Origin of the sequence: Brevibacillus sp. M2.1A, from assembly GCF_013284355.2 — a bacterium.
Classification (GTDB): domain Bacteria; phylum Bacillota; class Bacilli; order Brevibacillales; family Brevibacillaceae; genus Brevibacillus.
The window spans coordinates 214,774-240,213 of the sequence record NZ_JABSUY020000001.1 but is presented as its reverse complement, the minus strand read 5'-3'; the positions used below and the strand labels follow the sequence as shown (position 1 = coordinate 240,213).

General features: G+C 49.4%; 25 protein-coding genes. 20 read left to right on the top strand and 5 right to left on the bottom strand.

The window, feature by feature from the left end; genetic code table 11:
- Positions 1-99: 99 nt before the first annotated feature.
- From HP567_RS01090 to HP567_RS01055, 8 genes are all read left to right on the top strand, one after another.
- Entirely contained in the window at positions 100-957 is an 858-nt protein-coding gene (locus tag HP567_RS01090; protein ID WP_173610319.1) for a transporter substrate-binding domain-containing protein, read from the top strand.
- A gap of 251 nt (positions 958-1,208) precedes the next feature.
- Positions 1,209-2,726 carry a DEAD/DEAH box helicase gene (locus tag HP567_RS01085; protein ID WP_173610320.1) on the top strand — a complete coding sequence of 506 codons (1,518 nt, stop codon included), beginning with the start codon at positions 1,209-1,211 and terminating at the stop codon, positions 2,724-2,726.
- Between the two features lie 362 nt (positions 2,727-3,088).
- Complete coding sequence (locus HP567_RS01080; protein WP_173610321.1) at positions 3,089-4,519, top strand: PTS mannitol transporter subunit IICB; 1,431 nt, start codon at positions 3,089-3,091, stop codon at positions 4,517-4,519.
- A 63-nt stretch (positions 4,520-4,582) separates the two neighbouring features.
- Positions 4,583-6,688, top strand: a complete 2,106-nt coding sequence (locus tag HP567_RS01075; protein ID WP_173610322.1) for a BglG family transcription antiterminator — start codon at positions 4,583-4,585, stop codon at positions 6,686-6,688.
- A complete protein-coding gene (locus HP567_RS01070; protein ID WP_173610323.1) occupies positions 6,685-7,119 on the top strand; it encodes a PTS sugar transporter subunit IIA in 435 nt (144 codons plus the stop codon). The genes HP567_RS01075 and HP567_RS01070 overlap by 4 nt, the downstream gene beginning before the upstream one ends.
- Before the next feature lie 6 nt (positions 7,120-7,125).
- On the top strand, positions 7,126-8,286 hold the full coding sequence (locus HP567_RS01065; RefSeq protein ID WP_173610324.1) for a mannitol-1-phosphate 5-dehydrogenase: 1,161 nt from the start codon (positions 7,126-7,128) through the stop codon (positions 8,284-8,286).
- Between the two features lie 17 nt (positions 8,287-8,303).
- A complete protein-coding gene (gene ptsP / locus HP567_RS01060) occupies positions 8,304-10,025 on the top strand; it encodes a phosphoenolpyruvate--protein phosphotransferase (protein ID WP_173610325.1) in 1,722 nt (573 codons plus the stop codon).
- Between the two features lie 18 nt (positions 10,026-10,043).
- Entirely contained in the window at positions 10,044-10,301 is a 258-nt protein-coding gene (locus tag HP567_RS01055; protein ID WP_015893797.1) for an HPr family phosphocarrier protein, read from the top strand.
- Between the two features lie 65 nt (positions 10,302-10,366).
- On the opposite strand, the gene HP567_RS01050 is transcribed toward HP567_RS01055, so the two are convergent.
- Together HP567_RS01050 and HP567_RS01045 are read right to left on the bottom strand one after the other, a co-directional pair.
- Positions 10,367-12,043: a sulfatase-like hydrolase/transferase gene (locus HP567_RS01050; protein ID WP_173610326.1), complete on the bottom strand. Its 1,677-nt coding sequence runs from the start codon at positions 12,041-12,043 to the stop codon at positions 10,367-10,369.
- Positions 12,044-12,179: 136 nt separating this feature from the next.
- Positions 12,180-13,247 (bottom strand): YeiH family protein, encoded by a 1,068-nt coding sequence (locus HP567_RS01045; RefSeq protein WP_173610327.1) that lies wholly within the window; start codon positions 13,245-13,247, stop codon positions 12,180-12,182.
- Positions 13,248-13,375: 128 nt separating this feature from the next.
- Between HP567_RS01045 and HP567_RS01040 the strand changes: the two genes are divergently transcribed.
- The gene (locus HP567_RS01040; RefSeq protein ID WP_087351171.1) at positions 13,376-14,272 is read left to right on the top strand and encodes a LysR family transcriptional regulator; all 897 of its coding nucleotides are present in this window, start codon (positions 13,376-13,378) and stop codon (positions 14,270-14,272) included.
- A gap of 46 nt (positions 14,273-14,318) precedes the next feature.
- Here HP567_RS01040 and HP567_RS01035 read toward each other — a convergent pair whose 3' ends face one another.
- The 3 genes from HP567_RS01035 to HP567_RS01025 form a co-directional block, all read right to left on the bottom strand.
- Complete coding sequence (locus HP567_RS01035; RefSeq protein ID WP_173610328.1) at positions 14,319-15,875, bottom strand: sensor histidine kinase; 1,557 nt, start codon at positions 15,873-15,875, stop codon at positions 14,319-14,321.
- The gene (locus HP567_RS01030) at positions 15,865-16,542 is read right to left on the bottom strand and encodes a response regulator transcription factor (protein ID WP_173610329.1); all 678 of its coding nucleotides are present in this window, start codon (positions 16,540-16,542) and stop codon (positions 15,865-15,867) included. The genes HP567_RS01035 and HP567_RS01030 overlap by 11 nt, the downstream gene beginning before the upstream one ends.
- Positions 16,543-16,703: 161 nt before the next feature.
- Positions 16,704-17,261: a hypothetical protein gene (locus tag HP567_RS01025; protein WP_173610330.1), complete on the bottom strand. Its 558-nt coding sequence runs from the start codon at positions 17,259-17,261 to the stop codon at positions 16,704-16,706.
- Positions 17,262-17,593: 332 nt separating this feature from the next.
- Here HP567_RS01025 and eutL point away from each other — a divergent pair, with 332 nt between their 5' ends.
- From eutL to HP567_RS00970, 11 genes are all read left to right on the top strand, one after another.
- Complete coding sequence (gene eutL, locus HP567_RS01020) at positions 17,594-18,244, top strand: ethanolamine utilization microcompartment protein EutL (RefSeq protein WP_173610331.1); 651 nt, start codon at positions 17,594-17,596, stop codon at positions 18,242-18,244.
- 35 nt (positions 18,245-18,279) lie between these two features.
- Complete coding sequence (locus tag HP567_RS01015; RefSeq protein WP_173610332.1) at positions 18,280-18,765, top strand: BMC domain-containing protein; 486 nt, start codon at positions 18,280-18,282, stop codon at positions 18,763-18,765.
- Complete coding sequence (locus HP567_RS01010; RefSeq protein WP_048035225.1) at positions 18,765-20,258, top strand: acetaldehyde dehydrogenase (acetylating); 1,494 nt, start codon at positions 18,765-18,767, stop codon at positions 20,256-20,258. The genes HP567_RS01015 and HP567_RS01010 overlap by 1 nt, the downstream gene beginning before the upstream one ends.
- Positions 20,259-20,307: 49 nt before the next feature.
- Entirely contained in the window at positions 20,308-20,595 is a 288-nt protein-coding gene (gene eutM, locus HP567_RS01005; RefSeq protein ID WP_047069988.1) for an ethanolamine utilization microcompartment protein EutM, read from the top strand.
- A 9-nt stretch (positions 20,596-20,604) separates the two neighbouring features.
- Complete coding sequence (gene pduL, locus HP567_RS01000; protein ID WP_173610333.1) at positions 20,605-21,381, top strand: phosphate propanoyltransferase; 777 nt, start codon at positions 20,605-20,607, stop codon at positions 21,379-21,381.
- 15 nt (positions 21,382-21,396) lie between these two features.
- Positions 21,397-22,224, top strand: coding sequence for a hypothetical protein (locus HP567_RS00995; RefSeq protein ID WP_047069986.1), 828 nt, complete (start codon positions 21,397-21,399; stop codon positions 22,222-22,224).
- Between the two features lie 4 nt (positions 22,225-22,228).
- Entirely contained in the window at positions 22,229-22,516 is a 288-nt protein-coding gene (locus tag HP567_RS00990) for a EutN/CcmL family microcompartment protein (RefSeq protein WP_007720099.1), read from the top strand.
- A gap of 2 nt (positions 22,517-22,518) precedes the next feature.
- Complete coding sequence (gene eutS, locus HP567_RS00985) at positions 22,519-22,860, top strand: ethanolamine utilization microcompartment protein EutS (RefSeq protein WP_007720097.1); 342 nt, start codon at positions 22,519-22,521, stop codon at positions 22,858-22,860.
- Positions 22,857-23,300 (top strand): EutP/PduV family microcompartment system protein, encoded by a 444-nt coding sequence (locus tag HP567_RS00980; protein ID WP_173610334.1) that lies wholly within the window; start codon positions 22,857-22,859, stop codon positions 23,298-23,300. Before eutS ends, HP567_RS00980 begins: the two co-directional genes overlap by 4 nt.
- Positions 23,301-23,392: 92 nt before the next feature.
- The gene (locus tag HP567_RS00975; protein WP_173610335.1) at positions 23,393-24,853 is read left to right on the top strand and encodes a sensor histidine kinase; all 1,461 of its coding nucleotides are present in this window, start codon (positions 23,393-23,395) and stop codon (positions 24,851-24,853) included.
- Positions 24,819-25,415: an ANTAR domain-containing response regulator gene (locus HP567_RS00970; protein WP_441299782.1), complete on the top strand. Its 597-nt coding sequence runs from the start codon at positions 24,819-24,821 to the stop codon at positions 25,413-25,415. Before HP567_RS00975 ends, HP567_RS00970 begins: the two co-directional genes overlap by 35 nt.
- The last annotated feature ends 25 nt before the right edge of the window (positions 25,416-25,440 follow it).

Genomic DNA, 25,440 nt, shown 5'->3' with positions numbered 1-25,440 from the left:
TGTAAGTCCTCTTCTTTGAAAGGGGGGATGCCATTAGGGGATGATGGAGTTTGTTTCTACTAACTAAATTCATTACCGTTTAACAGGAGGAGAACCCAGATGAAAAAATTCACAAAAACAATCTTGGCGAGCACACTCGCTGCAACTATGCTCATGACATCAGGAACAGGTGCTTTTGCCGCAACAGCGGTTAAGCCTGTCCAAACCGTAGCTGCTGAAGCTGCTAAAAAACCGCAAGCGAAAAAGTTTGAGTCTCGTTTGGACGAAATCATTGCGAGAGGCTATATCCTCGTAGGTACTCCAGGTGACTACAAACCGTTTACATATTTGAATCCGAAAACAAACCAATTCGAAGGTTACGATATCGATGCGATGAAAGAATTCGCAAAAAGCCTGGGAGTAGAGGCGCGTTTTGTTCAAACATCCTGGCCGACACTGATGGACGATCTGTTGGCAAATAAATTCGATATTGCTGTCGGAGGCGTTACCCGCAACACAGACCGCCAGAAAAAAGCACACATGAGCGATCCTTATATTATGTTCGGTAAAGCTCCGCTCATCCGTGCAGAAGACAAGGACAAGTACAAGAGTGTAGCAGACATCAATAAACCAGAGGTGCGCATTGGTGTGAATCCAGGAGGCACCAACGAAAAATTCGTTCGTGAGCACCTGACAAAAGCAACTGTGACTGTTGAACAAAACAACCTCGACATTCCTGGTCTGGTAGCAAGCGGTAAGTACGATGTGATGATCACAGATACGCTGGAAGCGCTTGTATATTCCAAAGCAGACTCCCGCCTGTATGCCGCTCTGACTGACAACCCATTCACCAAGAGTGAAAAAGCGTACATGATTCACCGCGGAGACACAATCTTCGCTAACTACTTGGATCTTTGGATGGACGAAATGAAACTGCAAGGGAAGTTTGATGAGCTTTACAACAAATGGGTAAAATAATTCGATAACAGACGAGCAGCCTGATTCTGGGCTGCTTTGTTATTTTTACAAGATTCATTACCAAAAAATCAAACAATTTGGGTCTATAAGCTGTTTGCTTTTTCAGTCATTGCATGGTACGATTACAGCTATGTTCTTTAGGGCGCTACGTACAATCGGGATAAAAGGGCATGTTCCGGATCGTAAGGAATAGTGCCCTTTTTTTTGAGAATTTTATAGATGAAGGTATTGATAAAGGAGACTGACATTCATTGGCGACTTTTAATGATTTTGGCTTACACCACTCCATTGTTAGAGCGTTGAGCAACATGGGCTTCGAAGAGGCTACAGCTATTCAGGATCAAACGGTTCCTGTAGCACTGCAAGGTCGTGACCTGATTGGTCAAGCACAAACTGGTACAGGTAAAACGGCTGCATTTGGTATTCCGCTGATTGAACGCATGGATGAAACAAGCGGAAATATTCAAGGGGTTGTATTGACCCCAACTCGTGAGCTGGCTGTTCAGGTTGCAGAAGAGATTAATAAAATTGCCCAATTTAAAAACATCTCTGCCCTGCCAATCTACGGTGGTCAAGACATCACGCGTCAAATCAAGGCGTTGAAAAAACGCCCGCAAATCATCGTAGCAACACCTGGTCGTTTCATGGACCACATGAGAAGAAGAACGATTCGTCTGGATGCCATCGAGGTAGTTGTTTTGGACGAAGCGGATGAAATGCTGAACATGGGTTTCATCGACGACATTAAGGAAATCTTGAAAGAGGTTCCAGAAAGTCGACAAACCCTGCTGTTCTCCGCAACGATGCCGAGAGCGATTCAGGAAATCGCCCAGCAGTTCATGAACGAACCAACCATCATTCAAGTGAAAGCAAAAGAAGTAACCGTACCAAACATCGAACAGCAATATATGGAAATGGCAGAAAGACAAAAGTTCGATGTTCTGTGCCGTTTGCTGGATATTCATTCGCCTGAGCTGGCTATCGTATTCGGTAGAACCAAGCGCAGAGTAGATGAGCTGTCCGAAGCTCTGACCAAGCGCGGTTATGGAGCAGAAGGTATCCACGGAGACCTGAACCAAGCAAAACGCGACAGCGTACTGCGCAAGTTCAAGGAAGGTACAATCGAGGTATTGGTGGCGACCGACGTAGCAGCCCGCGGTCTGGATATCAGCGGTGTTACACACGTCTTCAACTTTGACATTCCACAAGACTCCGAAAGCTACGTTCACCGTATCGGTAGAACGGGACGTGCTGGTAAAACGGGTCTCGCGATCACATTTGTTACTTCCCGTGAAATCGACCATTTGCGTCTGATTGAGCGTACAACCAAGCGTCGCATGGAGCGTCGTGCTGTTCCTTCGATGGCAGAAGCTCTGGAAGGTCAACAAAAAATGACAGTAGACAAAATCTTGGAAGCGTCTGGAAGAGATGATCTGTCTGCTTACAAAACATTGGCAGAACAATTGCTGGAGGATGTTGATTCTGTAACGCTGGTATCTGCAGCACTCAAGCTGTTGACCAAAGAGCCGGATACAACACCTGTTCGCCTGACAGAAGAAGCTCCTCTTCGCGTAGGGAAGAAAAAGCTGCCTCCAAAAGGAAAAGGTGGCTTCGGTTCGGGTTCCGGTTTTGGTGGAAAGCGTCCATCTCGCCCACGCAATGGCGAATATCGTCCTCGCGGCGGCGAATCTCGTCCACGCAGTGGCGACTCCCGTCCACGCAGCGGTGACTCCCGTCCACGTGGCGAATCTCGTCCACCACGCAGCTAGGAATCGAACGGTATTGCAAGCAAAGACTGGTGTGCACATACATGTGCGCATCGGTCTTTTTTCGTGTTGACTGCCCGCGAATATTTAGGAGAATCCGTGACAAACTAGGGGTGTTTTGGCACGAATTTTCGCGCAGGGATTGGGAGGCGGATATGGGTACATGCAGGTGTAAGGAAAAGGCTTCTGCAGCAGGGCAGAGGTCTTTTTCCTGTGGGCAATTAAGTTTTGGCAACAATGAGTCAGACAAATTTGCGCTTTGATTTTGTTGTTAGCCCTTATGAAAACGCTTTATATTTGAGGTGTACACATTACCTTTTTAATCATGTCAATATCTCATAAATAGGGGTAAAGGAGGGTGCAGTATGGAGAGCGTGGAAACCAAAAACGCTTCGGGTGGAATCCGAGTCTCGGTACAAAAGTTTGGACGATTTTTGAGTGCGATGGTTATGCCAAATATCGGTGCTTTCATCGCTTGGGGATTGATTACCGCTTTATTTATCCCGACAGGTTGGTTGCCTAACGAAAATTTGGCCAAACTGGTTGGACCGATGATTACGTATTTACTGCCACTGCTGATCGGTTATACCGGCGGGAAAATGGTCCATGATGTTCGAGGAGGGGTCGTAGGTGCCGTCGCTACGATGGGGGTTGTCGTAGGTGCAGACATCCCGATGTTCCTGGGAGCTATGATCATGGGTCCTTTGGGCGGCTGGGTCATGAAAAAAGTGGACCAGTTGTTCGAAGGAAAAATTCGTTCCGGCTTTGAAATGCTAGTAAACAACTTTTCCGCTGGTATTGTTGGCGGGTTACTGACACTTTTGGCATTCCAGGCAATTGGGCCTGTCGTTGTGGGCTTGAGCAAGGCGCTTGCAGCGGGTGTGGAAGTCATTGTAGGTGCAGGATTGCTGCCGCTTGCCAGCATTTTCATCGAGCCAGCGAAGATCCTGTTCCTGAATAATGCGATTAACCACGGTATTTTGAGCCCGATCGGTTTGGATGAAGCCGCGAAGCTGGGTCAATCGGTTTTCTTTCTGCTTGAATCCAATCCGGGGCCAGGTTTGGGAATTTTGTTGGCGTACTGGCTTGCTGGCAGGGGCAGTGCAAAGCAATCGGCTCCGGGTGCTGTCATCATTCACTTCTTTGGGGGTATCCACGAAATTTACTTCCCGTATGTGCTGATGAATCCGCGTTTGATTCTGGCTGCCATTGGCGGCGGGATGGCTGGTGTGTTTACCTTCACGCTGCTTGGCGCAGGATTGGTGGCGCCACCATCTCCGGGTAGTATTTTCGCCTTGATTGCAATGGCACCGCGTGGTGGGCTACTACCGGTACTGGCTGGTGTGTTGGCAGCGACTGTCGTGTCCTTCCTCATCGCGTCTGCTCTCTTGAAAATGAGCGCGAAGACAGACGAAGATGAACTGGAAAAAGCGACAGAAAAAATGCAGGAGATGAAAGGCAAAAAAGCACAGGAACAAGAAGCGGTTGAAGCTCGAGTGAAGCATGAGGTAGCTGCTGCTGACGTGAAAAAAGTTGTCTTCTCTTGCGATGCGGGTATGGGCTCCAGTGCGATGGGCGCGGCGTCCTTGCGCAAAAAGTTCAAGGATGCGGGCCTGACCGAGATTACGGTCATCAATACAGCGATCAACGACATTCCAAGTGACGCTGATATCGTCATTACACACAAGTCTTTAACAGAGAGAGCGCAAGTCAAAGCTCCTTCTGCGGAGCATATCTCCATTGACAATTTCTTGAATAGTCCCGAGTATGACAAGTTGGTCAAACGCCTGGGGTAAAGGGAATCAACGCTAGTGAGAGCTAGCGTCTTCCCTCTTTGGCGTTAAGGAGGGAACGAAGACATGCTTGTATCCTCTCGACAGCGATCCATTATCGAGATTTTATTGAGGGAACAAAAAGGAGTTACCGTTGGTTCGATTGCCGAACAGATCGGTGTAAGCGGACGTACCGTTCACAGGGAATTGGATGCGCTGGATTCCTTGTTCGATGAATTTGAACTGGAGTTAGTCAGAAAAACTGGATCAGGGCTTGAAGTGGTGGGGACCGACGACCAAAAGCTTGCACTCAGAATGTCTGTCCTGCATCACATGACGAAGGAATACACCGCGCAGGAACGTAAGGCCATCATCCTGTGCGCGCTCCTGGAGGCATCGGAGCCAGTCAAGCTGATTTCGCTGGCGATCGATTTGAAAGTGACGACAGCGACCATCAGTCATGATTTGGATGATTTAGAGACCATGCTTGCTCGTTACGATCTGTCACTCTTGCGAAAAAGAGGGTACGGCGTAGAGCTGCAAGGTACAGAATCGTCCAAGCGGCGGGCTATAAGCAGACTGATTGCCGAGCATCTGGACGATCACGAGCTAATTGGGATTATCAAAGAAAATATTCAAAACAAGGCACTCCGAGACATCGACTCGATATCGGAACGGCTGCTTGGTTTGATTGACCGGGAAAAGCTGATCAAGGTCGAGAATGCACTGAGCCATCTGGACGAGGAGCTTCCCTATCCTTTGGCAGACAGCGCTTATCTCGGATTAGTCACACATCTGGCATTGGCCATGGAACGGATTGAAAAAGGGGAAGGCATTCATTTTGACGAGAAAACCCTCAGTGAATTGCTTGGAACACCCGAGTACGAAATAGCCAGCAACATCATGGAGCGCCTGAAGCAAATCTTCCAAATGGAAATCCCAGCGGATGAGATCGGCTATATTACGATGCACTTGCGGGGTGCCAAGCTGCGGCATTCTCCGGATGACCAGGTATGGACGGAAAATACGGAGCTCATGGTCATTACGAAACGCTTCATTCAAGCCTGCGAAGAACGCCTGAACATTCCGCTTGGCAATGACGCCTCGCTGTTCCATGGTCTGTTGACGCATTTGGAGCCAGCCTTATACCGATTGCAGCGGAAGATGGAGATTCGCAATCCGATTCTCGAGCAGATCAAGCAAAACTATCCAGAGCTGTTTACCGTAACAAGTGAAGCGGTTCATACAGTTTTACCAGAGCTGCAGGTTCCAGATGAAGAGATCGGGTACCTGGTGATGCATCTTGGTGCGGCATTAGAGAGAACGCGCCAGGAGCAGCAGTGGTACCGGGCATTGGTAGTATGCTCCAGCGGGATCGGCTCCTCCAAGATTTTGGCTACGCGCATCAAAAAAGAAATACCGGAGATCGTCAGCTTGAAAAATCTGTCGATGTTTGATCTGGAAGAGGTTCCGGCAGCGGATTATGACTTGATTATTTCCACCCTTCCATTGCCGCTCGATCCAGGGGAATATGTCGTGGTCAGCCCGTTGCTTCCGCCAGACGACATCCAAAAAATTAAATATCAATTGCATACGACGAGTCAGAAGCAATCTCTTCAGGAGAAAAGTCAGCTGGTTCCCGCAGGACAGCAATCCATCGAACAACTAAGGGCCATGCAATACTACACTGCGTATGCCAATGAGCTATACGATGGGCTATGGGGAATGAGATGGGATAACCGTGATCAGGACATCGCCCAGCTTTTGAGCCAAATCAGCAAGGGGCTGAAAGAGCGTGGAACGATTGAAGAGGTCGATCCGGTCGTCAAGCAGTTGATCGAGCGGGAAAAGCTCGGCGGTTTGGGGATTCCGGGAACTTCCCTGGCCCTTTTTCACGGAAGAAATGAAGCGGTGAACAAGGCGTCTTTTACGTTTCACCAATTACGAGAGCCTGTGCTTCTTCGCTCGATGGATGAAGAAGTCATCTCCATTGACATGCTTCTGCTACTTTTGGGGCCGAAAGAAGTACCGAAGGAAGGGCTGGAAGTACTCAGCGAGATCAGCTCCCTTTTGATTGAAGAAGAAATGCAAGCGGTTTTGAAAACAGGAGAAACACAGCAAATTGCTGATTATATAGCGGGCAAAATGTATGCGTTTTGCCTCAAAAAGATAGGATTGGAGAGAACGAAATGAAAAACATACTGACAGCAGAAAAAATCATGTTGAGTGCAAAGGTAGCCAATAAAGAAGAAGCGATCAGACTGGCAGGACAATTGCTTGTGCGTGCAGGCCACGTAACGGAGGCGTATATAGAGAAAATGCAAGAGCGCGAGCAGTTGGCGACAACATACATCGGAAGCGGCGTAGCCATCCCGCATGGAACGAACGAATCCAAGGCAGAGATTCAATCCACCGGGATCTCCATCATTCAGGTTCCCGAGGGCGTCGATTTTGGAGAAGGCAATACAGCTTATTTGCTGGTGGGCATTGCTGCTGTTGGAGATGAGCATCTGGAGGTGCTCTCGAACATCGCCATTCTTTGCTCCGAGGAGGAAAACGTCAAGCGGATTGTAAACGCGGCTTCGGCGGAAGAGATTATCACGATGTTCTCCGAGGAGGTGTAATCCACTATGCTAGCTGTACATTTTGGAGCGGGAAATATTGGGCGAGGCTTTATCGGACAACTGTTGCAAAAGGCTGGCTATGAAATTGTGTTTGTGGATGTCAATGCCGCTTTGGTCGATGAGTTGAATGAGCGAAAAATGTATCGCGTGCAACTAGCAACAACAGGAAAACCAGAGTCGGTCGTGGAAGGAGTTCGAGCGATAAATGGTCAGGATGTAGCGGCGGTAGCTGAAGCGATCGCCACTGCCGATTTGGTTACGACGGCAGTTGGTCCGAACATTCTTCCGCACATTGCAGGGGCCATCGCAGCCGGCATTACCCGGAGACTTTCTGTTCATGCCAAGCCACTCAATGTGATTGCATGTGAAAACATGATTGGTGGCAGCGAGAAGCTGAAGGAGCATGTGTATGAGCATCTGACGGAATCGGTTCAAGCCGGGGCAGCACAATGGATCGGATTCCCCAATGCAGCCGTAGATCGGATTGTTCCTTTGCAGCAGCATGATGACAAGCTCCTGGTTATGGTTGAACCGTTTTTCGAATGGGTGGTAGATTCGTCCCAGATGGTTGGAGAAGTCCCGTCCATTGAGGGCGTTACCTATGTGGAGGATCTGGCGCCATACATCGAAAGAAAGCTGTTTACCGTCAACACAGGTCATGCGGTCATTGCATACCTGGGGTATCAGTTGGGGATGAAAACGATTGATGAAGCGATGCGAGACGACCGGATTGTTCAGGCGACACGCGGGGCTCTTCAGGAGACAGGTGCACTGCTTGCTGCCAAGTACGGATTTGACCCGCAGGTTCATGGGCAGTACGTGGAAAAAATCCTCGGTAGATACACCAATCCACTGCTGTCTGACGATATTGTCAGGGTGGCGCGTTCGCCGATCCGCAAGCTGTCGCAGCATGATCGTTTGGTCGGCCCGGCGCTGCAATGCATGGAAAAAGGAATGAATCCAGAGTATTTGAGTCTGGCAATTGCAGCGGCACTGGCATTCGACTATCCCGAGGACGCAGAGTCCGCACGGATACAAGTAAGCCTGAAAGAGTTTGGATGGGAAAATACATTACACAATTGTACCGGCATTCCGGCAGGTCATCCGCTTGAGGAGATCGTGCGCGAACAGGCACGCAGATTGAAGGAATGGTCAGGTAGCCATTGAGAAAGGCTGATGTTACGATGTCCCAAAAGATCACAGGTGTAAAAGCTTCAGCAGGTATAGCCTTTGGCAAGGCGTTTTTACTGACAACGCCCGATTTACAGATCAATACCGTAGCGATTGAAGATCCGGCGAGTGAAATCCACCGCTTTCAAGAGGCGTTGGCTCGAGCGAAAAATGATTTGGAGGGCATCGTTCTGCGCGTGGAGCAGGAGATGGGGACGGATCATGCAGATATTTTCAAAGCTCACCTGTTCGTCTTGGAAGACCCGGAACTGGTCGATACCGTCAAAGATAAAATCTCAAACGAAAAGACAAACGCCGAAAGCGCCTTGAATGATGTCGCACAAGCATTCATTGGACTTTTCGAGCAAATGGACAACGAATACATGCGGGAGAGAGCGGCAGATATTCGAGACGTGACCAAACGTGTCCTTTCTTACTTGCTGGGGGTACCGTTTGCAGGACTTGGTGAGCTGACAGAAGAAGTGATTATTGTAGCAGATGATTTGACGCCTTCCGATACAGCCCAATTAGACCGTCGCTATGTCAAAGGCTTTGTTACGGACATTGGTGGACGAACCTCGCATTCTGCGATTATGGCACGTTCTCTGGAGATCCCTGCTGTTGTCGGAACACAAGGGATTACTCGTGCGGTTCAGCCCGCGACGCTCATCATTCTCGACGGGCATGAAGGAATCGCGATTATCGACCCGAGTGAAGAAGAGATCGCTGTCTACAAACGCAAGCAGGCTGATTACGAAGCGCAAAAAGCCGAACTGGCGAAGCTTGTGAACAATAAAACGGTCACGGTGGACAATCATCATGTCGAGCTTGCCGCCAATATCGGAAGCCCCGAAGATGTCGTTGGGGCGATCGCCAATGGAGCGGAAGGTGTCGGGCTGTTCCGCACGGAGTTTCTGTACATGGGACGCAATGATTTCCCGACGGAAGAGGAGCAATACCTCGCGTACAAGCATGTGCTGGAGCATATGGGCGACCGCCCGGTAGTTATTCGCACATTGGACATTGGCGGGGACAAGCATCTCTCTTACTTGGCTTTACCGGAAGAAATGAACCCGTTTCTTGGGCATCGCGCCATCCGGCTGTGTCTCGACAACCAAGAACTGTTTCGTACGCAACTGCGTGCTCTTTTGCGCGCAAGTGTACACGGCAATCTGAAAATCATGTTTCCGATGATTGCGACACTGGAGGAGTTTCGCCAGGCGAAAGCGATTTTGGAGGAAGAGAAAAAATCCTTGGTCGATCGCGGAATTGTAGTATCCGATCAGTACGAAGTGGGTATCATGATTGAGATCCCTGCTGCGGCACTGATGGCCGATCAATTTGCACGTGAGGTTGACTTTTTCAGCATTGGAACCAATGATTTAATTCAATACACAATGGCAGCCGACCGTATGAACGAGAAGGTCGCTTATCTCTACCAGCCATATCACCCTGCTGTTTTGCGCTTGCTGCACAATGTCATTAAAGCAGGGCATGCGCAGAACAAATGGGTCGGTATGTGCGGGGAGATGGCGGGCGATCCAATCGCGATCCCGATTCTGTTGGGAATGGGTCTGGATGAATTTAGTATGAGTGCAGGGAGCATTTTGCCTGCGCGCCAACAGCTGAGTCGTTTGAGCGTAGAGGACGCAGCGAAACAGATGGATACGATTTTACAGATGAGCACTTCTGCGCAAGTAGAGGCGTTCGTGAAGGAATGGCTTGAGAGAGTATAAGGAAGGAGGCAGATCAGAATGGTAGAGAAAAAAATAGTGGTTCAATTGGCGCACGGCCTGCATGCACGTCCTGCTGCGAACTTTGTGAAGGTAGCCACGTCTTTTTCCAGCGAAATTAAAATCATCAAAAATGAGAAAAATGTAAATGGCAAGAGCATCATGGGCATTATGGCAGCAGCGATTGGAAAAGGGGAAGAAATTACCCTGATCACCGATGGTGTCGATGAACAAGAAGCGATGGCAGCATTGGAAAAAGCATTGACCGAACAGGAATAGGGATGAGAAAAGGAAAGACGAAAAGCCCCTCGATTTGAGGGGTTTTTTCTGTGTTCCGGGAAAGTTCACGTAGACAGTAGTTGTGCGAAAGGGGGCGAGAAGGGTGTCAGTCGCTTTTGGGCTCGTTGTTCTTCTAAAAGCAGCTCCATTTTCAGGCGGACGCGCTCTGAGTGTGTGGTTTTGTAGAGGGGGATTACCAAATTCCGTGTTTCCAAAGGGTCGGCCGTGAGATTATACAATTCGTATTCAGTCATCGTGGGGTTGAATACATCCCCGGTAAAGTAGCGGGAGTATTTCCATAAAGCGCTGTGCCCGGCAGAATTCATGCAGGCGATGACCGTTTCTATCTGATTTGGAGGAATGACAGAGTCATAGGGTTGGTGTTGCACGTTTACTTGATGCTGTCCTTTTGTCACATCATCGTCCGTCATGAAGTAGATCGGCTCGCTGGAGATAGAGTCCATATCGTGGGACAAGATGATGGGAGTAAGATCACGACCGACAAGAGGGCGCACCTCGCTATGTGTATAGGTCAGCTCCTCACCAAGTCTGTCTGTGTCTGCTCCGGCCATCCCGAGTAGAGTCGGAAGAATATCCACATGACTGGTTAACAGCTCTGTGGAGGTCGCGCATGGAAAAAGAAGCGGGTTGTGGATAATGAGGGGAACATGAATCGCTTCTTCGTAGGCACAGTACCATTTTTGATACAGTTTGCCGTGAGCCCCCAATAATTCGCCGTGGTCGGATGTGAACACGACCAGTGTCTCGGGATAAAACGAGCTGGCGACGAGTGCTTCAAGAACACGCATCACTTCCCGATCGGCGTTTTTTTGGAGCTGATAGTACAGTCTTCGATAATGGGCTTGGTCCGAAATGGGCTGGAACGCCTGTGGATATACCTCCCGATAACTCGCTTGGCAGCGCGGTTTTGTCGCAAGTGATTCATACTGAGTAGGGGGCGGGGCAACTGTGGGAACTGACTTATCCACATGGAAGCGAAAAAACGGTGAGCTCGCTGAGATATCCCCATAGATGGCGATATCATGTGGATTGACGAAAGACGCCACGATCAGCCAAGGATGGTAGCTTTCAACGGAGCTTTTCTCCTGATCCAGGGCATGGAGCAGCTCGATGACTTCGCTGCTGTACACTACATCACGACCATTTACTCCGATGGCTGCGGACGAACCAGAGTTATGCGGCGCTATTCCATGCGGTTCAGGCCCTATCCAACTGGAGAAGCCGTAGCCGTCCAGCCGATCAGCAAGCAAGTATAAGCTTTCCTTATCGGGATCGGGGACCCCTGTTCCAAGGGTATAGCTGGGGATAGGAAAATGGGTACCCGGTACCCAGATGTCGGCATCGGAAATATGCCACTTGCCTTTATAGAAACACCGATAGCCCGCTTGACGAAAATAATTTCCCATCGTCGGAACAGTGTTGCGATCCAGCCAGAACATGTCGCTGTCAGCAGATCGTTTAGCTGCGCCGCTGGTCTGGCTGACGCCGTGCAAAGAGGGGTACTGACCGGTGAACAAGGTAGCTCTGCTAGGGCAACAGGCAGTGGAGCCAACGTAATGACGAATGAATTCCAACCCATGCTCTCGCAAAAAAGTATGAGCGTGGAGTGTATCCTCCTTCCATTCACGTATTGCAGGCTCTTCATAAACAGGGGGAAATCGTTCCTGATCCACAATGATGAATAAGATATTCGGTCGTCTCCTCAACCATTTTCTCGACATATAGATCCCCCTCGGCAAAGATGTACACATCTTTATCAACATATGGGGATAATCTTTGTCCTTATCCACAAAAAAACTCGCCGATCATCAAGAAATCGGCGAATTCGAATTCGGGTGTTTGGTTATCCACAGTTTTTTATACCAATGCAAAGGAGAGCACCGACAAAAGAATTGAGGTAATACTCATGGCAATCAGTGGACGCGCCGCTTTTGTCCGCAGTGCACGCAGATTGACATTGAGGCCAAGCCCGACCATCGCCATAGTGAGAACGAAGGTTGTGACATTGGCGATTCCGTTATGGAATGCTTCTGTGACAGGAATGGATGTGCCGAGAACGTAGCTTCCAAAAACACTCATAGCGAGGAAGCCGATCAGGAACCATGGGAATTCAATCTTGGTGCCACTTTGTAATTTCCCGGAGCGTTTCATCCAAATCATCAGGATAAAACAAAGCGGAACCAACAGGAGCACACGCCCCAATTTTGCCAGCAGGGCAATCGCTAGCCCATCTTGACCCGCTGGTGCAGCAGCCAATGCGACATGAGCAATCTCGTGCAGACTAATTCCTGACCACATGCCGTATTCAACTGCGGACAGGGGAAGGAATGGACGCAGGATCGTGTAGGCAATAGCAAATAAGGTTCCGACGAGGGCAATCATTCCTACCCCAATGGCGGTATCTTCATCCTTGGCAGCAACGATAGGGGAGACGGCTGCAATCGCCGCTGCTCCACAGACGCCTGTACCGACTCCGAGCATGAGGGAGAGGGAAGAGTCTGCTTTCAACCACTTGGCTATCAGCATCGTAACCGCGATAGCAAAAATAATGACACCAGCGTCATAGACGAGAAGCCCGAGGCCTTGATTCAAGACGACATCGATATTGAGCTTGAGCCCGTACAAAATAATAGCCAGACGCAGTAAACGCTTGGCGGAAAATTGAATCCCTGATCGCAATGCTTCCGGATATCCACGAAAATGCCGGTAAGCGACCGCGATCAGGATCGAACAGGCGAGGGGGCCAACCTGTTGAAACCCAGGTATTTTTGCTAAGACGTAGCCTGTCAGGGCGATAAAAAAAGTAAAAGCGATTCCAGCTATCCACAGCGAGAAGGATGCAGGTTTGCTTTCGTTGTTTTTTGCGGGCTGTACGCTGGCATTGCTTTCATTCAATGGCACGCTGCTTTTGATGGGAGTTGCCATTGCCATCACTCCTCGAAAAGTTTTACAAACTCAGCATACGGCAACTGTTATAATAAGAAAAATAAATCATTGCGATAGTGATCATAAGTGAAATGAATGGTTAGTGGTGGAAAGGAGAGTGAAGGCAGTTGGATCAGCATTTGCTAGTGTTCGTGACCGTTGCAGACAGACAGAACTTTTCCCGAGCTGCAGAAGAGCTCCACATGACGCAGCCTGCCGTTAGTCAGTATATTCATGCGCTCGAGCGCACGATAGGGACAAAGCTCCTGGAGCGAAGCAACAAATATGTTCGCTTAAATAAAGCGGGGGAGATTGTCTATCATCACGCTCGGGAGATCCTGGGCTTGTACACGCGGATGCAGAGTCTCGTGGATGATTTGATGAACACACCGAGCGGGCATTTGACGATTGGCGCCAGCTACACATATGGAGAGTATGTACTGCCTCACGTCATTGCGCGTCTTCGTCAGTATTACCCAATGATTACCCCTACGATTACGATCCACAATTCCACAGTCATTGCTGAGCTGGTAGCGAAGCGACAACTCGATGTCGGGATTGTGGAGGGGGAGTATGTGGACGAAAAAATGTGCGTGGAGCCGTTTGCTGATGATCGTATGTATTTGATTGCTTCTCCAGAGCATCGATTGGCGGGGCAGTCTGAGGTCAGCATTGACGAACTGATGAAGGAAACGTGGATAGTACGGGAAGAAGGGTCGGGCACGAGGGAAGCGGCTGAAAAAATGTTTCGCCAACTGCAATTCACACCGCACAAGCGAATGGAGTTCGGCAGTACGCAGGTGATCAAGGAGTCAGTGGAGGCTGGCTTGGGAATCAGCCTGCTGTCTTATTGGGCCATCCGTAAAGAACGAAAGCTCGGCACGCTCTGTACATTGAAGGTGACGGGGACACCTGTTACCCGTGATTTTTCGCTCGTCACGAAATCCGACGAGTTTCATACCAAAGCATTGGACATCTTCATGGATCTTATCCGCACGCATGTGCCGGAGGGGGCCCATACGTAAAAGAGGAAGCGGCACGATTCATCGGTGCTGCTTCCTCTGTTCATTTTCATGCGGATGTATCTGGATGGGCCAGTGTCAGACGAAAGGTTGTTCCTTCTGGAGAAGTCCGAATCAATTCGACATTTCCCCCGTGTGCTTTTGCCAATAGTCGCGAAATCGTCAGGCCCAGTCCCAATCCATGTTTCTTTTTACGTTTGCTGTCGCCGCGATAGTACCGTTCGAAAATGAATGGAACCTCTGACTCAGAAATCCCTTTTCCATTGTCAGTCACGTCGATGGAGAGAAAATCCCTTTGATTATGGACGCTGATCTCGATTTGCGTTGCATTTGCGGCTGCGCTGTTTCCCAATAAATTGAGCAAAATTTGTTTAACATGTGATTCATCGCCGACCCAAACGATTTCTGATCCAGTCGGGTTTACTGTCACAGTTACGTCTGCAAATGACGGTAAGGCTTGCACCTGTGCGACTATCTGATCCAATGTGCTGTTGATCTGAATGGATTGCTTCTCGACGAATACTTCGCCTGCTTCCATCGACGAAAAATCGAGCAGGTCATTGACCATTGTCTGGAGTCGCTTGGCTTCGTCCATGCTGATTTGCATGAATTCATCGGCATCTGTACCTTTTACAACGCCGTCTTTGACCGCTTGAATCATCCCGCGGATCGAGGTGACAGGGGTACGCAGTTCATGGGAGACACCAGCCAAAAGGTCGGTGCGCATCCGCTCCAGTTGTCCAAGCCGTTTCGCCATTTCGTCAAAAGAATGAACCAGCTGACTGATTTCCGCTTCTTTGATTTTGGAAGAATTGGGCAAGGGAGGCGTATAATTCCCGCTGGATATTTGCTCTGCCGCTATTGCCAACTGCCGCAGGGGTTGTGTTAACGAGCGAGACAGCACATAGACGATGGCCCAACCGCACAAGGTGATGATCCCGATGGAAACCATGATCGTGATATAGGTGTGGACCAAATCATTGTTAAGCGGGGTACTGACGTAATAAGTGCCTGCGACTGCATTGTGTTCATAGTAAGGGACACCTACACGCAGCCAGGTAGCACCCTTTGTGGCAACGACCTCCCGTATTTCCTTTGTTTTGTCCACAGGCTGGGCAGGAGTCGGCAACTGCGCAATGGTAGCGGTCGTCGTCTGATTCAGCATATCCTTCTTGAACGTCTTGCCCGCATCATCGTAAATCTGTACCACGTGATCGATTGGGACAGTCGGCATGACTCGAAATGCGATCGTGGCAGTATTGGCTGCAGGTGTTGCGGTGCCAGGAATAGCCGGAGACCCAGGGCCAGTCACAGCAGTGACAGCCTGATTGGAGATACCAACGGTTGTTTGTGCCAAATCCTCTATCTTTACAGAAGAAGTCGAGGTGTCCTTGGCAAGCAACACCTTGGTATACGAATCAGCGAGCAACTCTGTTCTTGCTTCCAATACTTGAAACTGTTGTTCTGTAGTTGCTTTGTTAATCCAATAGATGCCAAAAAACCCAATGCCAAAAAGAATGACCGATAAAATCAGGGCATAGCGCCACGTCCAGTAACGCAAGAGCGGTACAGCAGCTCTGGTAGAAGTAGATCGATTAGTAAACACGCAGGCTATACCCCATTCCTCTGATTGTGCTGATTTCCCCTTCAGAAGTCGGCCACGGCAGTAAGCTTTTGCGCAAGCGCTTCACTGCGGTATCCACAGAGCGATCGCCCCCTTCAAAATCCATTCCCCACACCTGATCCAGCAACTGATCTCGGCTGAAGCATTGGTTCGGATGTCGCGCCAGGAAAACAAGTAGTTGCCAATCCCTTGGCATTAAGGAAAGGGGTGCTTTCCCGATTAAGGCATTTTGGGCCGTAACATCTATGGAAAGTGTCCCGAGTCTGATCGTATCTGCTTCGGCGATATAAGAGGAACGGCGGAGCACAGCTTGTACACGGGCGAGCACTTCTTCTGGATCAAATGGCTTGGCGATGTAATCATCTGCCCCTTGTGCCAGACCTTTGAGCTTGTCTGGCACGGTACCGCGCGCCGTGATGATAATGACAGGGCAGCTGCCGTATTGGCGAATCTGATCGAGTATATTCAAGCCGTCATGATCGGGCAGCATCAGGTCAAGCAGGACAAGATCTGGTTTCCAGGAGAGAAAAGTCGGAATTGCCTCGTGATCACCCACATTCCATTTTACCTCATAGCCCGCCCGTTCCAGGTAGACCTGGACAAGTCGGGCAATCGGCATTTCATCCTCGATGAGTAGAATTCGTTTCACGAAGAAACACCTCCTATCTATCTCAAGTCAATTTGTACTTATCATAGCAATGATAGAAATCATTTTGACTGACATCATGTGTCCGTTGAATGGCGAACGGCATGACTAAACCTCTGGCAGTTTCCTGCTAGAGGTTTTTTTGTGTGCTTGAAAGGCAACGCTTATTTTTTGATGGCAGGTACTGAGACTGTTGTACTTTTTGTGATCTTGCCTTCTTTTTCGAGCTGTTTGATCAACTCTTCCACAGAGATGCCTTTTTCTTTTGCTACTTCTTCCAGATTGATAGTTGTCGTGGAAGAAATTATTGCCAGCGTGCCTTCTTCTTTAAGCTGCTCGATCAACTCTTCTACGGAGATGCCTTTTTCTTTCGCCATTTCAACCAGGTCGATTGTCTTACTGTTATCGCTGATGGCATCGAATTTCATGAAGGAGAAGCTAGTTGTCAGATCGCCGTCTTTCGTGTTAATAGCTACTCCTTTCGTCAGTTTTCCTTCTTTTTCAAGCTGCTTGATCAACTCTTCCACAGTGATCCCTTTTTCTTTCGCCATTTCCTCCAGGCTAATAATCGGTTTGAAAAGAGCATTTGTACCATCTGTGGTCACCATTTTCAGTGGAGCAGAAGAACCAGACGTTTTCGCGGGTTCACTTGCCGCAAACGCGGAACCTGCCATTGCGGATACTGCCAAAGCCATAACTGTCATTGCCATTTTCTTTTTCATTGTGAAATTCCTCCTTGGGGGGTCTTTAGACTGTAGTGAGCCTTGTTTGCGGGCTTGCCCGTCTCGGCTACAACACAAATTTAACGGGGGCGTGTGTCCGTAATATGACCGGAATATGGAAAAGTGACGGAATGCCGAAAACGCTTGCATTTTTCCCTGCCTTGTTCTACATTAGAGACAGGTAAAAGAGCACGTAAATCGCGTGTTATCTTCTACCCACAAGTGAATAATCAAAAGGCAAAGGTGCCCTTGAACACGGATCTTATTTTTTCGTGTTTAGGCACCTTTTTTTGCTTTTGATCAGGGATGTTGTCTTGAAAGGAGTGACACGCATGGAAAAACCAATTCGAGCGACGCCGCTTGCGATCCGACTGATTCCCAATGTCGATCCTCAATTTGCGGAGAAGCTGAACCTGCCTTCTCATATCCGAAGTCTGGGGCTTTTGACCTCCACGATTGACGATGTGGGGTATACGGCCATTGATGAAGCGACCAAAAAGGCAGCGGTAGAAGTTGTGTATGCCAAGTCGTTTTATGCAGGCTCAGGCCATGCGTCTGGACCGTTGTCCGGCGAGTTCATCGGGATGATCGGAGGCGCGACGCCATCGGAGGTGCAGAGCGGACTGGATGCAGCCGTTGCATTTATGGAAAGCGGAGCATGCTTTTACTCTTTGAATGCTGAAGGGACGCATGCGTATTACGCCCATGTTGTGTCGCGGACGGGCAGCTATTTGTCCCAACTGGCGGGAATCAGAGAAGGTGAACCGCTTGCCTACTTGATCGCACCACCGCTGGAGGCCATGTATGGTATTGATGCCGCCCTCAAGGCTGCAGATGTAGAAATGGTTCAATTTTTTGGTCCACCAACAGAAACGAACTTTGGGGGAGCGCTACTCACTGGCAGCCAGTCGGCATGCACGGCAGCCGCTGATGCTTTTGCCGATGCCGTAAGAAGTGTCGCCCAACAGCCTGTCAAACGATAATAGGGATTTTCCCTCTTGAAGGGGAGGTAATGTAAATGCGCGCTACGACATATTCACTCGGCATGATCGAGACATTGGGCTTGCCTGCTCTCATCGCTGCCGCAGACGCTGCTGCCAAAGCGGCTGACGTCAAAGTCGTCTCTTATGAGGGCGCGGACGCAGGGATCGTTACCGTGTATGTAATCGGAGATGTCTCCTCCGTACAGTCAGCAGTAGATGCTGGTGCTGAAGCTGCGAGACGTGTCGGAACATTGCTGCACTCACACGTTATTCCACGTCCTGACGAAAATGTACCCAAAATGCTTAAAAACCTGCTGAAACCGGAAGCAAAAGAAGAGGTTAAGGCAGAGCCGGCCCAAGTGCCAGCGACCAAATTGCAAGATCAGTCTATCAATGATCTGCGCAAAATGGCGCGTTCGTATGCGGATTTCCCGCTGACAACGAACGAAATCAACATGGCGAAAAAAGAAGATCTCATTCGTCTGTTGGAAGAGAAACAAGGCGGAGGTGACAAAGCCTAATGACACTCGACGCTGATCTGTATTCCATACAGGAAGTGCGTACCTACCTCGCACAAGCGAAGGAAGCACAGGCCAAGTTCGCTACTTACAGCCAAGAACAAGTCGACAGAATCATCGAAGCCATGTCCAAAGCGGGCGTGGAGCATGCTGATCGACTCGCAGCTATGGCTGTAGAAGAAACAGGCTTTGGTAACATCCCGGACAAACGGATGAAAAACCTGTTTGCTGCTCAAGATGTGTACGCATCTGTGAAAGATGTAAAAACGGTTGGCATCATCCGTAAGGACGAAGAGAACAAGGTATGGGAAGTGGCGCAGCCATTCGGTATCGTAGCTGGTATCGTGCCTTCCACCAATCCGACGTCCACGGTTATCTATAAATCGATGGTCTCCCTCAAGGCGAGAAATGCGATTGTCTTCAGCCCGCATCCGTCTGCAGCCAAGTGCACGCTGGAAGCAGCGCGACTGATGGCACAGGCGGCAGTAGCGGCTGGAGCACCAGAAGGCTTGATCCATTGCGTTACCAAGCCTACGCTTCCAGCGACAAACGAATTGATGAAGCACAAGCTGACCAATTTGATTCTCGCGACTGGCGGAACGCCGATGGTACGCGCGGCATACAGCTCCGGCAAGCCTGCTTACGGTGTGGGACCTGGTAACGTTCCGGTCTACATCCACCACAGTGCTGACTTTGCTGCTGCTGCCAAGCGCATCGTGCAGAGCAAAACGTTTGACTATGGTACAATCTGCGCTTCTGAGCAAGCATTGGTAGTGGAGGAATCCACCAAACACCAATTGATTGCTGCCCTTAAGCGTGAAGGCGCCTACTTCCTGAACGAGCAAGAAAAGGAAAAGGTAGCTGCCATCGTTACGATTAACGGCTCGCTGAACGCGAAAATCGTTGGCCGCTCTCCGCATGTGATCGCTCAAATGGCAGGTATTACCATCCCTGCTGATACGCGTGTCCTGGTTGCGGAGGAGAACAATGTAGGTAAAGCATATCCGATGTCCGTTGAAAAGCTGGCTCCGGTCCTTGCCCTCTACACTGTTCAAGGCGACAGCGAAGCGTTTGCCCGTTGCCGCGAATTGCTGGAGCATGGTGGTCTTGGACATACAGCGGGTATTCACGCCCAGGATGACAATGTCATCGCAGCGTATGGTCAAGCAATGCCAGCATCCAGAATTCCGGTAAATACCGGTACGACTTTCGGGGGAATTGGTGCAACGACTGGCGTACAACCAGCGTTTACACTTGGATGCGGTTCTTTAGGGGGCAACATCACTTCCGATAACATCGGTGCGAAGCACATGTTCAACATCAAGCGTGTTGCATTTGGCATCAAAGAAATGCCACAATCAACGCCAGCACCACAAGCTCCTGCGACACAAGCGGAAGAAGCTGTTCTACAGGCTGTCTCTTCCATGAACGTTGGCTTGAGCCGTGATGAGATCAAGAACATTATCAAATCCGTGTTAACAGAAATGACGTCTTAATGTCGTAAAACACTAAAATCTTGGAGATATAATTAAGGAGGATACAAAAATGGCTGGAGAAATGTCCGCATTGGGAATGGTAGAAACAAAAGGTTTGATCGGAGCAGTTGAAGCTGCTGACGCAATGGTAAAAGCAGCAAACGTAAAACTGATTGGTAAAGTACACGTAGGTGGCGGTCTCGTAACTGTTATGGTACGTGGTGACGTAGGTGCAGTAAAAGCTTCCACAGACGCAGGTGCCGCTGCTGCTGAAAAAGTAGGAGAGCTCGTATCTGTACACGTAATCCCACGCCCTCATGGAGACATTGAACTGATCCTGCCTAAACTCGAAGGGTAATAAATCCCTATGGCAGTCATTACAGAAGCATCCTTGAGAGCAATGCATAAGTCAGGTATCCCAAACCCCTTTCTCGTTGAGAAAGGGGATAAAATAACACCAGCAGCGGCAGATTTCTTGAAAGGAAGAGGGATTCAAGTGAAACAAGTTGATCAGAACCAGCAGCCTTCCACCAATCAAGCTGCCGAGGCAGTGCGTGAAATTCCTTTGGGCGTATCGAATCGTCACGTTCACTTGTCGCAAGAAGATGTGGAAAAGCTTTTCGGAGCAGGCCATCAATTGACGCCAATGCGTGATTTGTCGCAGCCGGGTCAGTTTGCTTGCCAGGAAACAGTCACCATCGTAGGACCAAAAGGCAGCATTCACGGGGTTCGCATCTTGGGACCAGCTCGTGGCGCGACACAAGTGGAAATTTCCAGAACAGATGGCTTCGCAGTGGGTGTTCATGCCCCTGTGCGTATGTCTGGAGATATTGAAGGTACACCAGGTATGGTGCTTGTAACGGCAAAAGGGACTGTTGTGATGGACAAAGGCGTAATCGTAGCGAAGAGCCATGTTCATATGTCTCCAGCAGATGCTGAGCAATATCAAGTGAAGGATGGCGATACGCTGATTCTGGCGACGCAAAGCGATCGTCCTATTATCTATCCAGATGTAGTCGTTCGTGTACATCCGCAGTTTGCACTTGATTTCCACGTTGATACGGATGAAGGAAATGCCGCTAATTTGAAAACGGGCGACCGGGTAAAAGTGATCGGCAAGAACGGGCAATTTTACTCCGGCTAACGGAGGTTGAGCTTGATGGACATCAGAGAAATGGTGGCGTCGATTACGAAAGAAATTTTGCAATCGATGAATACAGAAAAACAAAGCAGCACAGCGCCTCGTGTCCTGTACGTTTTTTGCGACAGCCAGGCTCATGAGGCGTTTCAAGATCATTTTATCCAACTGAAAAACCACGGGATCTGCCATGACATTCTCTTCCTGGACGGAGAAACCTCTTCCTGGTTGGGAATGCATAAGATTGAATGTGGGGGAGCAGGCAAAATTCTTACAGCAGATGAGTACGCTCCTGCCCCGTTGGAAGTGCCGAAAGATTATGTCGGTATCGTGATTCCAGAAATCGATTTGGATAATGCAGCGAGAATTGCTTCCGGTCTAAAAGGAACAATTAAAGCGGAAATCGTCTTTTCCGCGTTGGTGACGGGCAAATTCGTCATCGCTGGTTCCGATGTGCCAGGGATCAAGCGCGCAGACCGTCGTACCCTGCAAACATTGACACTGACACCTGCTTATGAAAAGCTGTTCAACCGTCACGTTGAGAGCATGAAAGAGCTGGGTGTAGAGTTTGCAGAGCAACGCCGTCTGGCTGATCGCGTGGTTTCCAAGCTGAAGTCTCAACTGCAAAAAGTGGAGACTACTAGCAAGACAGAGCAACCGACATTGACTCCTTTGGATGAGCAAGAAGCTGTCTTTTCCGGGAAGCTGTTGACAGCGGATTGGATCAGATCTCAGCCTGAGCTTCGCGATACGACTTTGATCGTGAAAAAAGGTGCAATTGTTTCTCCGCTTGCTTATGACAGCATGAGAGAACGCGGCATTACGGTCAGCTATTTAGGAAAAGGGTGATCGCATGTTTTTGGGAAAAGTGATCGGCAGCGTCTGGGCCACGCAAAAAGAAGCAGGTATGGAAAATCTCAAGCTCATGGTGGTTCAGCCGATTGATTGGCGTGGCGAAGAAGGCGGACAAACCGTAATCGCAGCGGACAGGATCGGTGCGGGAATCGGGGAGCAGGTTATCGTCTCTCGTGGGACGCCTGCCCGAATCCTTTTCTCCGGCACCAGTGTGCCGATCGATGCGATCATCGTAGGCATCGTGGATTCGTTTGAGGTGCCGGGTGCCGCAGGAAGAGAGGAATAGGAATGGAACAGGAACGTTCACGAGTCATCCAGGAATTCGTACCAGGGAAACAGGTCACGTTGGCTCATGTGATCGCAAACCCTGACCCAATGCTCTATACCAAGCTAGGTATCAATGAGGCCGGTGCGATCGGCATCTTGACTTTGACGCCTACCGAAACAGCCATTATTGCCGCGGATATTGCGACAAAGGCTGCTGGCGTCGAGCTTGGGTTTCTCGATCGTTTTACAGGTTCACTGATTGTCGTAGGAGATGTATCCGCTGTTGAGATGGCAGTCGAAGCGGTCAATCAGGTGCTGAGCGAAAAACTGCGGTTTACACCGGCGTTGGTGACGAAATCATGACCGGCCGTGTAATGATTATCGGTGCAATTGAAGCAGGAAAGTCTTCTCTGGTGCGGGCGCTGTTCAATGACGAACAGCCTGCCAGGAAGACCCAAGCGCTCGAATATCGGGACTGGGCAATTGACACTCCGGGTGAGTACAGCGAAAACCCGATGTTTTACCGCACGCTTATGGCTACCTCTCTTGAGGCGAAGGTCATTGTGATGGTACAGGATGCTACGCGGGAGCGCAATTATTTCCCTCCTGGTTTTTCGCAAGGGTTTCCGCAATCGTGCATCGGGGTCATTACCAAAATGGATCATCCTGATGCCAACGTGGAGAGGGCAGAACAATTCCTGCGTCAATCGCTAGGCAATGCGAAAATTTTCCGGACCTCCTCGCTCACGAATGAGGGAGTGCCAGAATTGCGAGCGTATTTGCAAGAAATTGTAAACGAGTAGCGTGATTAACCAGTATTACACCCCTTTCCGCCGTAGCGTGTCTGTGAGAAAATGAGGTCATATCAACTCCTAGCAGGTGAAAAGAGGTTCACATGCAATCAATACGAGAAGTGTGCAAAGCGTCCACGACGTTGAGTGATGACGACATTCGGATTGTGGAGGATCTGGCTTCCAAGCTTCAGATTTTTGCTGATCTGTCTCAAGCGGACATGTTTATCGATTGTCCGACGGTAGATCGGAGCGCGGCGATGGTAGTCGCACAAGCTGCACCGAGTACGGCACGCTCCATGTACAGTGGATCGGTCGTAGGGCATTTGGCGACGGCGATTAATGAGCCGGCCGTTATGTATTGCCTGACTACAGGCAAGCCCGTCATCGGTTCACGTGGGGTTTCACAGGAGCAGGTCGTGATGCGACAAAGTGTCGTACCCATTACGAATGCGGCTGGAAAAACAATCGGGACCTTGATAACTGAACAAGATATATCCAAACAGGTGGAACAGGAAAAGAACGTCGAAATGCTCAAGGAAACAACAGAGCATTTAAGCGAGACGCTCATCCAGTTCGCTGTGCCTGATCTGCCCATTTCGTCGCTGTTGCATGAGGGCATGATTTTGTTTGATCAGAGTGGGATTATCACGTACGCCAATGGCCGTGCCCACAAGCTGCTCTCCTTGATTGGCTTTGAACGGCCGGAAAAGGGAGAGAGCATTGAACGTATTTTTTCCTGGAGAGTTACCCCGGAGAATTTTGTACGCAACGGGGGTTATATTCAGGAGGAGCTGTCAAAAGGCAAACATTTTATTATGATGAAAGCGGTTTCGTCCGTTCGCAAACAAGACATCATTGGGGGATTTATTCTCCTGCGAGACATATCGGACATTCGGGAAAAAGAAAAGCAATTGATGATCAAATCCGCGGTGATCAAAGAGATTCACCACCGGGTCAAAAACAATTTGCAAACCATCTCTAGCCTGTTGCGCCTGCAAATGCGGCGTTCGCAGTCAAACGAGATTGAAAAGGTATACCGGGAAAGCATCAATCGCATCAACAGCATCGCCATTATTCACGAATACTTGGCACAGGATGGTCTGGAGCAGATTGACTTCAAAGAGATTTTAACCAAAATATCGAAAATAATCGTCTCTTCGATGAGACGTTCTGAGCAAGCTATACACGTCGTGGTGACGGGCGAATCGGTGTATCTGCCGTCCAACAAAGCAACATCGTTTGCCTTGATCGTCACCGAGCTGATTCAAAATTGCATGATTCATGGTTTTCATGAGCAGCAAGAAGGGAAAATCTCTATTGCACTGGTTGCCAAGGAGGACTTCGTTAGTCTGTCTGTGACAGATGACGGGGTAGGCATCGAGGACATGGAGCAAATCCACAAAAAGGGCCATCTGGGCCTGAAAATTGTCGATACACTGGTCAGGGAAGACCTCGAAGGCACGATGCATTTCCGCAACACTGGGAACGGAACAGAGGTTACCATACTCTATCCGATCCAAAAGGAGGATGAAGATGACACAGCCGAAGATTATGGTGGTTGATGACGAGCCGATTATTCGCATGGATTTGCGCGAGATGCTCGAAAATGAAGGGTATTTAGTGGTTGCCGAGGCGAAAAACGGAGAAGAGGCAGTCGAACAGGCCCATCGTCACAAGCCCGATCTGATCATCATGGATGTGAAAATGCCTGTCTTGAATGGTATCAAGGCAAGCAGTATCATTCGTTCCTTTTCAGACAGTTCCATTCTCCTTTTGACGGCTTATAGCCAAAAGGAACTCGTCCAGGATGCCAGAAAAGCGGGTGTGACGGCTTACTTGGTGAAGCCGGTGTCGGAGGATGACTTGATTCCCGCAGTAGAAATCGCGCTCAGTCAAAAGGAAAAAGTCGTTTCCCTGAAGAAGGATATAAATGATCTGAAGCAAAAGATCGAGGATCGCAAGGCAGTGGAAAAGGCAAAAGGAAAGCTGATGAGTGCCCTATCCTTGGAAGAGGATGCGGCTTACAAATGGATGCAGCAAGTAAGCATGCAACGGCGCATGCCGCTTGTGAAGCTGGCAGAGGAAATCTTGTCGGGCGAGCAGGCCATTTTTTCGCAAAGCTAGAACTGACGTTATCATAAAAAGCAGT

What these genes read in the sequence shown, in the direction of transcription:
- HP567_RS01090 (WP_173610319.1), top strand. Translation starts at nt 100, where the DNA reads ATGAAAAAATTCACAAAAACAATCTTGGCGAGCACACTCGCTGCAACT.
- HP567_RS01080 (WP_173610321.1), top strand. Translation starts at nt 3,089, where the DNA reads ATGGAGAGCGTGGAAACCAAAAACGCTTCGGGTGGAATCCGAGTCTCG.
- HP567_RS01075 (WP_173610322.1), top strand. Translation starts at nt 4,583, where the DNA reads ATGCTTGTATCCTCTCGACAGCGATCCATTATCGAGATTTTATTGAGG.
- HP567_RS01070 (WP_173610323.1), top strand. Translation starts at nt 6,685, where the DNA reads ATGAAAAACATACTGACAGCAGAAAAAATCATGTTGAGTGCAAAGGTA.
- HP567_RS01065 (WP_173610324.1), top strand. Translation starts at nt 7,126, where the DNA reads ATGCTAGCTGTACATTTTGGAGCGGGAAATATTGGGCGAGGCTTTATC.
- ptsP (WP_173610325.1), top strand. Translation starts at nt 8,304, where the DNA reads ATGTCCCAAAAGATCACAGGTGTAAAAGCTTCAGCAGGTATAGCCTTT.
- HP567_RS01055 (WP_015893797.1), top strand. Translation starts at nt 10,044, where the DNA reads ATGGTAGAGAAAAAAATAGTGGTTCAATTGGCGCACGGCCTGCATGCA.
- HP567_RS01050 (WP_173610326.1), bottom strand. Translation starts at nt 12,043, where the DNA reads ATGTCGAGAAAATGGTTGAGGAGACGACCGAATATCTTATTCATCATT.
- HP567_RS01045 (WP_173610327.1), bottom strand. Translation starts at nt 13,247, where the DNA reads ATGGCAACTCCCATCAAAAGCAGCGTGCCATTGAATGAAAGCAATGCC.
- HP567_RS01025 (WP_173610330.1), bottom strand. Translation starts at nt 17,261, where the DNA reads ATGAAAAAGAAAATGGCAATGACAGTTATGGCTTTGGCAGTATCCGCA.
- eutL (WP_173610331.1), top strand. Translation starts at nt 17,594, where the DNA reads ATGGAAAAACCAATTCGAGCGACGCCGCTTGCGATCCGACTGATTCCC.
- HP567_RS01015 (WP_173610332.1), top strand. Translation starts at nt 18,280, where the DNA reads ATGCGCGCTACGACATATTCACTCGGCATGATCGAGACATTGGGCTTG.
- HP567_RS01010 (WP_048035225.1), top strand. Translation starts at nt 18,765, where the DNA reads ATGACACTCGACGCTGATCTGTATTCCATACAGGAAGTGCGTACCTAC.
- eutM (WP_047069988.1), top strand. Translation starts at nt 20,308, where the DNA reads ATGGCTGGAGAAATGTCCGCATTGGGAATGGTAGAAACAAAAGGTTTG.
- pduL (WP_173610333.1), top strand. Translation starts at nt 20,605, where the DNA reads ATGGCAGTCATTACAGAAGCATCCTTGAGAGCAATGCATAAGTCAGGT.
- HP567_RS00995 (WP_047069986.1), top strand. Translation starts at nt 21,397, where the DNA reads ATGGACATCAGAGAAATGGTGGCGTCGATTACGAAAGAAATTTTGCAA.
- HP567_RS00990 (WP_007720099.1), top strand. Translation starts at nt 22,229, where the DNA reads ATGTTTTTGGGAAAAGTGATCGGCAGCGTCTGGGCCACGCAAAAAGAA.
- eutS (WP_007720097.1), top strand. Translation starts at nt 22,519, where the DNA reads ATGGAACAGGAACGTTCACGAGTCATCCAGGAATTCGTACCAGGGAAA.
- HP567_RS00980 (WP_173610334.1), top strand. Translation starts at nt 22,857, where the DNA reads ATGACCGGCCGTGTAATGATTATCGGTGCAATTGAAGCAGGAAAGTCT.
- HP567_RS00975 (WP_173610335.1), top strand. Translation starts at nt 23,393, where the DNA reads ATGCAATCAATACGAGAAGTGTGCAAAGCGTCCACGACGTTGAGTGAT.
- HP567_RS00970 (WP_441299782.1), top strand. Translation starts at nt 24,819, where the DNA reads ATGAAGATGACACAGCCGAAGATTATGGTGGTTGATGACGAGCCGATT.